The sequence below is a fragment of the Caldimonas mangrovi genome, assembly GCF_023721835.1.
Classification (GTDB): Bacteria; Pseudomonadota; Gammaproteobacteria; order Burkholderiales; family Burkholderiaceae_C; genus Caldimonas; species Caldimonas mangrovi.
In genome coordinates, this window is record NZ_JAMKFE010000010.1 from 185,362 (window position 1) to 198,560 (window position 13,199).

The 13,199-nt window shown below is 68.8% G+C and carries 6 protein-coding genes; 1 reads left to right on the forward strand and 5 read right to left on the reverse strand.

Annotated elements, in window-relative coordinates; all coding sequences use genetic code 11:
* Window positions 1–3 precede the first annotated feature (3 nt).
* Entirely contained in the window at window positions 4–1,230 is a 1,227-nt protein-coding gene (locus M8A51_RS17055) for an HD-GYP domain-containing protein (RefSeq protein WP_251779717.1), read from the forward strand.
* A 1-nt stretch (window position 1,231) separates the two neighbouring features.
* Here the strand turns inward: M8A51_RS17055 and glgA are convergent, their stop codons facing one another.
* The 5 genes from glgA to M8A51_RS17080 are packed head-to-tail and all read right to left on the reverse strand — an operon-like array spanning window position 1,232 to window position 12,952.
* A complete protein-coding gene (gene glgA, locus M8A51_RS17060; protein WP_251779718.1) occupies window positions 1,232–2,686 on the reverse strand; it encodes a glycogen synthase GlgA in 1,455 nt (484 codons plus the stop codon).
* 3 nt (window positions 2,687–2,689) lie between these two features.
* Window positions 2,690–7,720 (reverse strand): malto-oligosyltrehalose synthase, encoded by a 5,031-nt coding sequence (locus tag M8A51_RS17065; protein WP_251779719.1) that lies wholly within the window; start codon window positions 7,718–7,720, stop codon window positions 2,690–2,692.
* Window positions 7,720–9,540 carry a malto-oligosyltrehalose trehalohydrolase gene (gene treZ, locus M8A51_RS17070; RefSeq protein WP_251779720.1) on the reverse strand — a complete coding sequence of 607 codons (1,821 nt, stop codon included), beginning with the start codon at window positions 9,538–9,540 and terminating at the stop codon, window positions 7,720–7,722. The genes M8A51_RS17065 and treZ overlap by 1 nt, the downstream gene beginning before the upstream one ends.
* A gap of 9 nt (window positions 9,541–9,549) precedes the next feature.
* Window positions 9,550–11,664 (reverse strand): glycogen debranching protein GlgX, encoded by a 2,115-nt coding sequence (gene glgX, locus M8A51_RS17075; RefSeq protein WP_251779721.1) that lies wholly within the window; start codon window positions 11,662–11,664, stop codon window positions 9,550–9,552.
* A gap of 25 nt (window positions 11,665–11,689) precedes the next feature.
* A complete protein-coding gene (locus M8A51_RS17080; protein ID WP_407062248.1) occupies window positions 11,690–12,952 on the reverse strand; it encodes a glucose-1-phosphate adenylyltransferase in 1,263 nt (420 codons plus the stop codon).
* Window positions 12,953–13,199: the final 247 nt, after the last annotated feature.

Here is a 13,199-nt window from a genome sequence, read left to right on the forward strand (position 1 = left end):
CCGATGACAAGAAGAATCCATGTGGACGAACTGCAGGTCGGCATGTTCGTCAAGCGTATCGAGGGCGGGTGGCTCAACCACCCTTTTTGGCGCGGCAGTTTGCTGGTCCGCGAGCTTGATGACATCCGCCGGCTGCGCGCAGCCGGCGTGGAATTCCTCGAGATCGATGCGACCCGGGCGCTGCATGCGCCTGCAACGCCGGAGGTGACACCGTCGCCGGCACCCGCCGACACGCCTGCAGGTGCACCGGCAGTGGTGCGCCGCACGACGGTTCCGGTCGAGCAGGAGATGCAGCGCGCACACGCGCTGCGCGCCGAAGCCGGCCGGCAGATGAAACAGCTGTTCCAGGACGCGCGTCTCGGCCGCGTCGTCGATGTCGCCGCCACCCGACCGCTGGTCGACGAGATCTTCGCGTCGATGGAGCGGCACCCGGCGGCGCTGATCAGCCTGATGCGGCTGAAGACCGCCGACGACTACAGCTACCTGCACTCGGTGTCGGTGGCCGCGCTGATGATGGCGCTCGCCCGCCGGCTCGGCATGGACGACGCAGCCTGCCGCGACGCAGCGCTCGGCGGCCTGCTGCACGATCTCGGCAAGGCAGCGATCCCGCTGGATGTGCTGAACAAGCCCGGCAAGCTGGAGCCGGAGGAGTTCACGCTGGTCAAGACCCATCCGGTGCGCGGGCACGAGTTGCTGCGCGAAGCCGGTGTGGAGCACGCGGTGGCGCTGGACGTCTGCCTGCACCACCACGAGAAGATCGACGGCAGCGGCTACCCGAAAGGCTTGCCGGGTGCCGAAATCACGCTGCTGGCCAAGATGGGCGCCGTCTGCGACGTGTACGACGCGGTCACCTCCAACCGGCCCTACAAGCTGGGCTGGGCACCGGTCGATGCCTTGCGACGCATGCTGACCTGGGCCGGCCATTTCGAGCCGCAGGTGATGCGCGCTTTCGTGTCGGTGGTCGGCATCTACCCGATCGGGGCCATGGTGCGGCTGGCGTCCGGCCGACTCGCCGTGGTCGTCGAGCAGGCGCCGGGCGAGCTCACCAAGCCGGTGGTCAAGGCCTTCTTCTCGACGCGGTCCAACCTGCACATCCCGCCCGAGACGCTGCGTCTGGCGCAGCCGGGCTGCAAGGACCACATCGTCGGCCACGAAGACCCCCACACCTGGGGCTTCGAGCACGTCGACGAGCTGTGGAGTGGCGTGCCGCGGCCGAAAGGGCCGCTGTAGCTCACCGCAATGACCGATAGAGCGCTTCGTAGCGCCGCGCGCTGCCGGACCAGTCGAGCTGCTGCTGCATGCCGCGCCGCTGCATCGCATGCCAGACCTCCGGCGCCGACCAGGCATCGAGCACCCGCCGCAGCGTGACCTGCAGGGCGTCGGCGGTCGACGCCTCGAACAGGAAGCCGGTGGCGGCCTCCGGGCCCGCTGACAGGTCGACGATGGTGTCCGCCAGCCCGCCGGTGGCGCGTGCGACGGGCAGCGTGCCGTAGGCCTGGCTGTACATCTGGTTCAAGCCGCAGGGCTCGAAGCGTGACGGCATCAGGTAGGCGTCGGCGCCGCCCTCGATCAGGTGGGCCAGGGTTTCGTCGAAGCCCAGTTGCACGGAAACGCGGCCCGGGTGCCGCGCCGCGGCGTCCTGCAGCGCGCGTTCCAGATCCGCGTCCCCCTGGCCGAGCACGGCCACCTGTGCCCCTTGCTCGACCAGCCAGGGCAGTACGTCGAGCACCAGATCAACGCCTTTCTGGTGCGTCAGGCGGCTCACCATGCCGAAGAGCGGTGCGTGCGGGTCGGTGTGCAGCCGCAATCGTTCCTGCAGTGCCTGCTTGTTCAGCGATTTGCCGTCGAGCTGCTCGGCGCTGTAGCGCATCGGCAGCAGTTCGTCGGTCGCCGGGTTCCACACGCTGGTGTCGATGCCATTGAGGATGCCGTGCAGTCGTTCGGCGCGGCTGCGCAGGATGCCGTCGAAGCCGCAACCGTGTGCCTCGTGCAGGATCTCGCGGGCATAGGTCGGGCTGACCGTGGTGATCGCGTCGGCCTCGTGGATACCGGCCTTCAGGAAGGACAACCGGCCCCAGTATTCGATGCCGTCGGGCGTGAGCCATGCCGGCGGAAGTTCCAGTTGCGGTGCGCGGTCGAGCGGGAACAGGCCCTGGAACGCGAGGTTGTGGATCGTGAAGACGGTGCGGGCATGCGGGGCCGGCAGCGTGCGCAGGTAGGCCGGTGCCAGCCCCGCGGGCCAGTCGTTGCCATGCAGCACGTCGGGGCGCCATTGCGGCCATGGCGTGGCGTCGCTGGCCAGCAGCGCGGCGACGCGGCTGAGCCAGCCGAAACGGCGCGCATGGTCGCCGCCGCTGTCGTCGTAGGGCCCGCCGCCCTGCTGGAACAGCTCGGCGCAATCCAGCAGCAACAGCTCGAAGGGCAGGCCCTTGGGCCGCCAACAGACCAGACGGGAGGCGGGCCATGGACCCTTCGCCTCGATGTGCACGCTGCGCGTCGCGCGGGCCGTCAGCTTCTTCAGTGGTGCATACAGCGGCATCAACAGCTTGACGTCGTGACCCAGCGCGGCCAGCGCGCGCGGCAGCGCGGCACTGACGTCGCCGAGACCGCCGGTCTTGACCCACGGGGCACACTCCGGGGTGGCGAACAGGATCTTCAATGGGGGCAAGGCGTCGGCGTCGATCATGTTTCAGGCGTCGAGGGGAATCAGCACGGCGACGGGCAGGTCGCGCAACAGGTCGGCGAGCGGCAGGCGGCCCGCGGCATCGGGCATGTGGCGGCGGGCGGTGATGACGTCGTTCCACGCTGCGACGCCGGTCGGCAACGTGAGCTGCGCGTCGCCCCAGCAGCGGCCACCGAACAGTTCGTCCGGTTCACCGCCGCTCAGCCGGTGCAGCAGGCGGCCGGCCACGGTGACGCAGCAGGCGCGGCTCTCGCCGCGCGAGTACGCAACCGCGTGTTCGTGCGCGGCACCCTCGACCGCCAGCGGGTGATAGGCGCCGTCGCGGAACAGCGCCGGCTGGTGCTGCCGCAACTGCAGCAGGCGCCAGGTCACCAGCAGCTTGAGCCGGCCATCGGCGATCTCGTTGCGCAGTTCGGCGAGCAGGCCGGGCGGGAGCGGGCCCCCGCGCACGGACTCCTGCAGTTTGCGCAGGTGGTGGTGCAGCGTGTCGTAGTCGACCGGGCGGCGGTTGTCGGGGTCGACGAGGCTGAAGTTCCAGCGTTCGCTGCCCTGGTAGACGTCGGGCACGCCGGGGACCGTGAGCTTCAGCGCCACCAGGCTCAGGCTGTTGTAGCAGCCGAGCAGTGCCGGTTTTTCGACGAAGCGCAGGAAGTCGCTCAGGAAGGGGTTGGGTTCGAGATGCGCGAGCAGCGCATCGACGAAACGCGCGAGTCCCGCTTCGTACTCGAGGTTCGGCGTGACCCAGTTGGTGCGGTCCTTGGCCTCGCGCACCGCTTTCAGCATGTAGGCCTGGATACGGGCGCGAAAAGCGTCGAGCGCTGGCTGGTCGACCGGCTCCAGCGGCCATGCGCCGACCAGGGTCTGGTATAGCAGGTATTCGTCGTTGCGGCTGAGCCGCTCGGCACCGTCGAGGCCGCTGGTCTGCTTCTGCGCCAAGCCTTGCCAGCGCTCGACGGTGTGGCGCCAGGTGTCGGGCATTTCCGACAGCACCGCGATGCGCGTGCGCACGTCTTCCGAGCGCTTGGTGTCGTGCGTCGAACTGCCCAGCAGCGTGTGCGGCATGAAGCGCGCGCGAGTGTGGTTGGCGGCGTGGAAGGCGGCGAGGCTGGTGCCGAAGCGCTGCGGCTCGCCACCGACGTCGTTCAGGCAGACCAGCCGGTTGTAGCGGTAGAAGGCGGTGTCCTCCATGGCCTTGGCCATCACCGGCGCGGTGAACTGCTGGAAGCGCTGCACGAAGCGCAGCAGCTCCTCGCGTCGCGCACCGGGCGGCTCGTGCACGACCGACAGCATCAGCTCTCGCAGGTAGTCCACCGCGAGCGGGTCGCAGGCGTCGCCGTGGCGCCTGGCGGCGGCCGCCGCCCAGTCGAGGTGCTGGCGGTCGATCTCGTGGACGCTGCGCTCGCCGAGGTAGGTGCGGTAGACCGGAAAGCCCGCTGCCAGCTCGGCCAGCGCGGCTTTCAGCCCGTTGCGCGTGAAGTCGCGCGTGCGCCGGTCGCCCTGTGCAAGCCGGTACGCGGCTTCGGTGAGCATCTGCAGGTCGGCCGCCAGCGGCCCCGCCATCACCGCATGCTTGGCAGCGTGCAGCGTCTGCTCATAGGGTGTGGTGGCGCCGGTGCAGCGTTCGTACAGTTCGGTGAACGCCTGTTCCTGCTGCGTGTCGACGAACAGGCCGGCGACCAGGTTCGCGAACCGATAGCCGGTGTCGCCGTGCACCGGCCAGCTTTGCGGCCAGTGCTCGTGCTCGGCGAGGATCTTCTCGATCACCAGGTAGAGCGCGCGCTGGTGCATCGCAGCGTAGCGGGCCTGCAGCCGCTCGAAATAGCGCAACGGGTCACTCAGGCCGTCGGGGTGGTCGATGCGCAGCCCGGCGAGCTTGCCGTCGTGCAGCCAGCCGAGCAGCGTGCGATGGGTCGCGTCGAACACCACGTCGTTTTCCATGCGCACCGCGGCCAGCGTGTTGATGTCGAAGAAGCGGCGGTAGTTGACCTCGTCGCCCGCGACACGCCAGTAGGCCAGCCGGTAGGCCTGGCGCTGGATCAGGGCATCGAGCGCATCGAAGCTGCGCGGCGAGCCGCGGCGCCCGTTGAACGCGAGCGGGCAGGCCGCGACCCAGCGCGCAACCCACCCATGCCGGGCCACGGCACGCGCGAGTCGCTGCTTCAGCAAGGCCTGGTCGCGTTGACGGCGCTCGCGCCGCGCCGGGTCGGCGTCCTCGCGCGACGGCAGGGCCGCAAAGGCGTCGATCAGCGATTGCAGTTCCAGTACCGTCTCGCGCTGCCCGGGCTCCGAATGGACCGGCAGCGGCACGGCGGACAGCACGCGACCGTAGTCGCGCGGGTCGAGCGGGAATCGGTGGTCGTAGTAGCCCAGGCGGAATTCGCCGGCCGCCTCGTCGAACGCCAGCTGGATCTGCCCGTCCTCGAGCACCTCGCCGTACGGGCCGCCGAGCACCGGCAGCAGCACCTGCGGCGAGCGGCCGGGGCTGCGTGGCGTCCAGTCGATGTCGAAGGTCTGCGCCTGCGCAGAGGCCGGTCCGTGCTCCAGCACGTCGAGCCACCAGGCGTTGTCGGCCTCCAGCACGCCCATGTGATTGGGCACCACATCGGCGATCTGGTGCATGCCATGCTGGCGCAACTGAGCACAGAGCCGCTCGAAGGCGGCCTCGTCGCCCACCTCCGGGTTCAGCGCGTTGTGGTCGACGATGTCATAGCCGTGCGTGCTGCCCGCGCGTGCTTTCAGGAAGGGCGAGGTGTACAGGTGGCTGATGCCCAGCTCGTGCAGGTAGGGCACGATCGCAGCGGCGTCGTCGAACCGGAAGCCGGCATGCAGCTGCACCCGGTAGGTGGCTCGCGGCACCTGCGCGGTCGACAGCGGCGGCAGCGCCGCGGCCGGCTGCGGCGCCGGCCGTGATCGGCTGCGTTGCAGCGCTTGCGCGACGTCACGCAGACGCGTGTCGACGATCAGGTCTTCGAGGTCGACCGCCAGCTTGCGGCGCCAGTTGGGCCATTGTTCTTCATTGGTACCCGGCAGGTTGGGCTGTTCGAGTTGCAGCAAGACGTCTTCGAGCTGTACGCCGGCCAGCTGCGAGCTCGTGCGTCCCAGGTACTCGTACACGCGGGCCACGAAGTCCGCGTCGACCTCCGCGGGCACCGGGGCCGCGGCCTCGTCGGGCGGCAGCAGGCCTTCGGTTTGCAGTGCCACGCGCAACCGGCTGCGGTCGGCGGCGCGTTCGACGACGTGCTGGCGGTAGGTCACCTCCTTCGGATACAGGCCCAGCGCACGCCGGGTCTCGATGTCCTGCCCGCGCCAGAAGCCGCGCAGCGTGGGCAGATCGTGGGTGCCGACGACCGCCAGCGCCTGCGGCTTCCAGTCGCTCGGCGGGCGCACCTGGCCGGCGTCGTCGCGTTCGAAGTACAGCGGCCGGTACGACAGCAGCCCGCGTTCGGCCATCGCCTCGCGCACTTCCGGTGCGACGTTGCCGAGGTCTTCGCCGATCACCAGGCAGCGCTGGCGCTGGCTTTCAAGCGCGACGATGCCCATCAGGTCGCGCATCGGATAGTGCAGATAGGTGCCGTGGCGCCCGCCGTGCGCCGGGTGGATCCAGAACAGGCGCATCAGTGCCATCACGTGGTCGAGCCGCAGTGCCCCGGCGGCGCGCATGTTGGCGCGCAGCGTCGCGACGAAGGGCTCGTAGCGGTGCGCACGCAGCGCTTGTGGCTTCGCCGGCGGCAGGCCCCAGTCCTGTCCGCCCGGGTAAGCGTCTTCCGGCGGGGCGCCCACGTGCACGTTGAGCGCATAGACGTCGGGGGCCGACCAGGTCTCCGAGCCGCCTTCGCTGGCGCCGACGGCGAGGTCGCGGTACAGGCCGATCGGCATGCCCAGCTCGAGCGCCCGCTGCTGCACCGCCTCGAGTTGCCGCGCAGCGTGCCATTGCAGGTACTCGTGAAACTCGACCTGATCGAGTTGCTCGGCCTCGAAGCGGCGCAACACGGCACCGGCCGGGTCGCGCCAGGCCTCGGGCCAGACCGTCCAGCCCCAGATGCTGGCATCCTGCAGATGCAGCCGGGCCTGGGCCGCCTCCAGCAGGGCGTGACGGTGCAGCCCGTCGCCGTGCTCGGCCTGGAAGCGCCGGAACGCCTGCGCGTACGCGGTGTCTTGGGCGAGGTGGGCGTTGCGGAAGTGGCGGTACAGCGGCTCCAGCAGTTCGCGCTTGCTGGCAGACACGCCTTCGTAGTCGACCAGCTCGGTTTCGCGCAGCCGCCGCAGCTGCCGCTGGAAGGCGGGCGACGACACCTTGCGGCGCGCCGTCTCGCATTCGGCGAACTCGGGCAGCGACTCCAGGTCGATGTACAGCGGGTTGAGCCAGCGCCGGTTCGACGGGCTGTAGGGGCTGGCGTGGCGCGGCGCGTGCAGGAACAGCGCGTGCAACGGGTTGACACCGACAAAAGCGCCGCCCAGCGCAGCCGTGGTCTCGACCAGCCGGCGCAGGTCGGAGAAGTCGCCCATGCCCCAGTTGCGTGACGAGCGCAGTGCATAGACTTGCACACAGACGCCCCACAACCGTTCACCGTTCGCCAGCGCCTGCGGAAGATGGCAGGCCGTGGGGCACACGATGACGCGGCTGCACGCGTCTGCCGTGCGCAGTTCGTGATAGCCGAGGGGCAGCCCGGCCGGCAAGTGGACCGTCGTCCTGCCTTCCTGCGCTTCGACCGTGCCCTCGACAATGCTGCCGTCTTCGCAGTGCAGCTCCCATCGCTTGTCCGGTGCGGCCGGGCCGCGCAGCGGCACCTCGAAAGCCGCTGCTGCGTCGCCGACGATCACCGGCGGCAGGGTCTCGCCGCTCTCGGCACGCTCGAGATCGGCCAGGCAGCGCTGTGCAGCAGCCTCGTCGCGTGCATCGCAGCCGAGCTCGGCCAGCAAGTCGCACAACGCGGCCTGCGGCAGCTCCTGTTCCTGGCCCCAGTAGTCGCGGTAGCGCGTCGCCAGTCCGACGCGCTCGCACAACGCCTGCAACGACGAATGCGCGTGCATGTCCATCAGCGCGCCTCCCGGCCCCAATGCCACCGGCCGGACCACGCCGCCATCGTGTCGGCCACCACGTCGCCGGCCGAATGCACCAGCACGGCATCGTCCAGTGGCGGCGTCTGTGCAGCCCCCGGCACGGTGCAGGGCAGCGGGGCGAGATTGACCAGCATCTCCAGCACCTCGCCGCGCTCGAAGCGCCAGCGCACACGCAGCACGGTGTCGCTCAGTCGCCTGGCCTCGTGCCGGCCGGTCAGCAGGCGCGGCAAATGCGGCATCAGCGCGCGCTGCCGCACCGCGAGCAGCTGTGCGTAGAGATCGCGCCACTCGCGGTGGGCGGCGGCCTGAGCCTTGGACCAGTCCAGTTTGCAACGCTCGAAGGTGGCGGCGTCGCACGGGTCCGGCAACTCGTTGCGTTCAGCCGCCTCGGCATAGCGCGGGAAGTGCGCGAACTCGCGGCGCCGGCCTTCGCGCACCGCATCGCGCAGCTCGCCCGTCCAGTCGGCGAAGTAGAGGAAGGGCGTGTCGGCGCCGAACTCCTCGCCCATGAAGAGCAGGGGCGGAGACGGGCACAGCAGCAGGATCGCGGTGGCCAGCTGCAGGGCGCGCTCGTCGGCCAGCTGCGTCAGGCGTTCGCCGAAGGCGCGGTTGCCGATCTGGTCGTGGTTCTGCAGGAAGTTGACGCTGCAGCCGAGCGCCAGCGTGCTCTCGGCCGCGCGGCGCGGCAAGGCATGCTCGCTGTTGTGCGGGCCGCCTTCGCGGGCGAAGCCGAGCGTGAGGCAGCGCGCGAGCTGGTCGATGGGCCGGTCGTATTCGGCGTAGTAGCCGTCGTGCTCGTCGGTCATCAGCACGTGCAGCGTGTGGTGGAAGTCGCCGTTCCACTGCCCCTCGAAGCGGCCCGGGGTGCCGGGCGCGGCCAGGCGCGCGGCGTCGTTGCTGTCGTTTTCCAGCATCAGATGGAGATGCCGGTCGGGGAAGGCCGCGCGCACGCGCTGCGAGATCGACGCCATGATGTCGGGCCGGCTGTCGTCGAGCATTGCGTGCACCGCGTCGAAGCGCAGGCCGTCGAAGCGGTACTCGCCGAGCCAGTACAGCGCGTTGTGGATGAAGAATTCGCGCACCGTGGGGCTACCCGGCGCATCGAAGTTCATCGCGGCACCCCAGGCGGTCTGGTGGCGGTCGGTGAAGAAAGGCGGCGCGTAGCGGTGCAGGTAGTTGCCGTCCGGCCCGAAGTGGTTGTAGACGACATCCAGGAAGACCATCAGGTTCAACCGGTGAGCGGCCTGGATGAAGCGCTTCAACTCGTCGGGTGTGCCGTAGGACGGCTGCGGTGCATACGGCAGCACGCCGTCGTAGCCCCAGCCGAAGCGGCCGGGGAAGTCGGCCAGCGGCATCAGCTGAATCGCCGTGATGCCGAGATCCGCGAGCGCGGGCAGTTGCGCTTCGGCGGCAGCATAGGTGCCGGCCGGCGTGAAGCAGCCGACGTGCATCTCGTAGATCACCGCCTCGTGCCAGGGGCGGCCGTGCCAGTCGGCGTCCCAGTCGAAGCTGCACGGGTCGATCACCTGGCTGGGGTGGTGCGGGCCCTGAGGGTTGAAGCGCGACGCCGGGTCGGGCACCAGTTGCTGGTCGTCGATGCGCCATCGGTAGGTGTCGCCGGCACGCGCATGAGGCACGTGGGTGTGGTACCAGCCGTCGTCACCGGTGCGTGCGCTGATGCGCTCGTCGCCGAGCACCAGCGCGACCGAGCGCGCGCCCGGCGCCCACAGCCGGAAGTCGACGCCGCCTTCGGCTCGCAACCGGGCGCCGAAGGGCATGTCGTGGAAGGATTGCATGTGGAGGTCCTACTTTGAAGCCTGGGTCAGCACCGCGATCGACCGCGATGCCACCACGTATTCGCCTTGCGTCGGCCGGCCTTCGTTGAGCGGCAGGCCGCTGGGCACCCGGGTGTCGAAGCGCGGCACCCACTCGGCGCCGTTGAGCGCGGGCAGCATGAAGGGCAGCGGATTGCGCTGGCCGTTGACCAGGATGAGCACCGAGTCGCCGTGCAGCGGGGCACCGTGCTCGTCGAGTTCGCCGGTCTTCCAGCCGCAGATCACCGCGCCGACTGCGCCCGGGCCGGGCTGCTCCCATTCGGCCGGCGTCATTTCCTCACCGTCGGGACGCAGCCAGGCGACGTCCTTTACGCCGTCGGCGTCGGGCTCGCCCCGGAAGAAGCCGGTACGCCGCAACGCCGGTTGCGACTTGCGGAAAGCGATCAGCCGCTGCACGAAGTCGAGCAACTGGCGCCCGCGGTCGTCCAACTGCCAGTCGAACCAGCTGATCTCGTTGTCCTGGCAGTAGCCGTTGTTGTTGCCTTGCTGCGTGCGGCCGATCTCGTCACCGCCGAGCAGCAGTGGCGTGCCGAGCGAAACGAACAACGTCGTCAGCAGGTTGCGCTTCTGCCGCTCGCGCAGCGCCAGCACCACCTCGTCGTCGGTATCGCCCTCGGCGCCGCAGTTCCAGCTGCGGTTGTGGTTGTCACCGTCACGGTTGTCCTCGTGGTTGGCCAGGTTGCGCTTGTGCTCGTAGCTGACGAGGTCCTGCAGCGTGAAACCGTCATGCACGGTGACGAGGTTGATGCTGTCGGTCGGACAGCGGCGGCGGTGCTGGTAGATGTCGCTGGAGCCGCACAGCCTGCGCGACAGTTCCGGCAGGTGGCCGGGCTCGCCGGCCCAGAACGAGCGCACCGTGTCCCGGTAGCGGCCGTTCCATTCCGCCCAACCGGGCGGGAAGCCGCCGACCTGGTAGCCGCCTTCGCCGAGGTCCCAGGGCTCGGCGATCAGTTTGACGTGCGCCAGCACCGGGTCCTGCGCAACGGCCGAGAAGAAGCCGGCGTGCTGGTCGAAGCCGCCGGGCCCGCGCCCGAGCACGGTCGCGAGATCGAAGCGGAAGCCGTCGACGTGCATCTGGCCGACCCAGTAGCGCAGGCTGTCCATGATCATGCGCACCACCACCTGGTGGCGCGTGTGCATGGTGTTGCCGGTACCAGTGACGTCGGCGTACAGGCGCGGTTCGTCCTCGTTCAGCCGGTAGTAGGCCGGGTTGTCGATGCCACGCCACGCCAGGGTCGGCCCCAGCTGGTTGCCCTCGGCCGTGTGGTTGTAGACCACGTCGAGAATCACCTCCAGCCCGGCCGCGTGCAGCGTCTTGACCATCTGCTTGAACTCCTGCACGGTGCCCGACGCGCTATAGCGCATCTCGGGCGCGAAGAAGCCCAGCGTGTTGTAGCCCCAGTAGTTGCGCAGGCCGAGTTCCACCAGCCGGTGGTCGTCGACGAAGGCATGCACCGGCAACAGGTCGATCGACGTGACTCCGAGCCGCTTGAAATGCTCGATGACCGATGGCGACGCCAAGCCGGCGTAGGTGCCACGTAGCGCTTCGGGCACGTTCGGGTGACGCTGTGTGAGGCCTTTCACGTGCGCCTCGTAGAACACCGTGTCGCGCCATGGCACGTGCGGAGGCGCGTCGCTGCCCCAGTCGAAGGCGTCGTCGACCACCTGGCATTTCGGCATGTCGGCGGCGTTGTCCAGGGTGCTGAACGAGAGGTCGGTCTCTTCGGCGTCGGGCTCGTAGCCGTAGTGCGCGTTGGTCCAGCGCAGCGGGCCGACGATGGCCTTCGCGTACGGGTCGATCAGCAGCTTGTGCGGATTGCAGCGCAGGCCGTGCTCGGGCCGGTACGGCCCATGCACACGGTAGCCGTACAAATCGCCCGGCCGGCAGCCAGGGACATACGCATGCCAGACGTTCTTGTGATGAGCCAACTCGGTGCGCCGTGTCTCGCGGGCGCCGGAAGCATCGAACAGGCACAACTCGACCCGTTCGGCGATGCTGGAGAACAGCGCGAAATTGACGCCCTGGCCGTCCCAGGTGGCGCCGAGCGGGTGTGGGCGACCGGTGCTTGCCCTCGGGTTCGGCATCTCTAGCGTGAACAGACCGCGTGCCTCAGGCCATCACCATCTCGTGCTCGGTGGTTTCGGTGGGCGAGCGGCTGTCCTGTGGGAAGTAGCACTTGGGCACCACGACGATGCCGCCTTCGCTCACGTGAAAGCGCTGCCGATCCTTATCGAGGTCGTAGCCGATCACCTCACCGGGCGGGATGTGGTTGTCCTGGTCGACGATCACGCGCCGCAACTTGGCGCCGCGCCCGACCCGGGTGCGCTCCATCACGATGCACTGCTCCAGCCGGGCGTCGGGTTCGACGCGCACCGACCGGCGCAGCATGGCGTGGTCGAGATAGGCGCCGTCGATGATGCTGCCCGAACCGATGGTCGAATGGTTGATGTAGCCGCGTTCGATCTGGGCCGACTCGGCCTGGTCGGGACTGGCGTAGATGGGCCAGCGGGTGTTCGTCATGCGGAATCGCGGGGCGGCGCCCAGCGTATCGAAATGAGCGTCGAAATAGGCGTCGATGGTGCCGACGTCGCGCCAGTACCCCGGCTCCTCGTAGGGCTCGGTGCCCGGAATGATGTTGTTCGCGAAGTCGTAGGCCATCAGCCGGTGCGACTTCAAGGTGCGCGGCAGGATGTGCTTGCCGAAGTCGCTCTCGCCGGTCTCGTGCGCGCGCTGCAGCTCGCGCCGCAACACATCGGCCGAGAAGATGTAGTTGCCCATGGACGCCAGCGCGTGGCCGTCGCGGCCCGGCATCGGGCGGGCGGTGGCCGGTTTTTCGCGGAACTCGCGGATGCGCCCCTGCGCGTCGGTGTCCACGATGCCGAAATGCGAGACCTGGGCCAGCGGTACCGGCAACGTCGCGACCGTCACGTCGGCATTCGTTTCAACGTGGAACTGCACCATTTGCCGGATGTCCATGCGGTAGATGTGGTCGGCTCCAAACACTGCCACGAGGTCGGGCTGCAGGCTGTTCATCAGGTGGAGGTTCTGGTAGACCGCGTCGGCGGTGCCCTGGAACCACTTCGGACCATCGCGCATCTGCGGCGGCACGACCGTCACGAAATGCTGTGGAATGAAACGCGCCATCGTCCAGGACTGCCGCACGTGCTCGATCAGCGACTGCGACTTGTACTGCACCAGCAGATAAATCGAATAGATCTCGGAATTGACCAGATTGCTGAGGACGAAGTCGACGATGCGGTGCTTGCCGTTGAACGGAACCGAGGGTTTGCACCGATCGGCCGTCAGAGGGTGCAGGCGCGAGCCTTCGCCACCCGCCATCACGAAGGCGAGAACGTTTTTGCCGGCGATCATGTTGTTGCTCCAGGAGTGCACGGGTCGTTCGGCGGCCGCGGGGCCAGCGGAAGGCGCAACAGTAGAAGCCCCCATGCGAGCGGTCGGCCGCATGGGTCATGTGGTTTTTTCTCCCTCGCACTCTGAGAAATGCCTTGCATCGCTTCACTTGCTGCAACCGGTTGAAGCATCAGCAATCGGCGTGCCGCGCGACATCATGGCGGCCATGTCCTTTCCGCGCGGGGATCGCGATCGGCGACATGCGGGG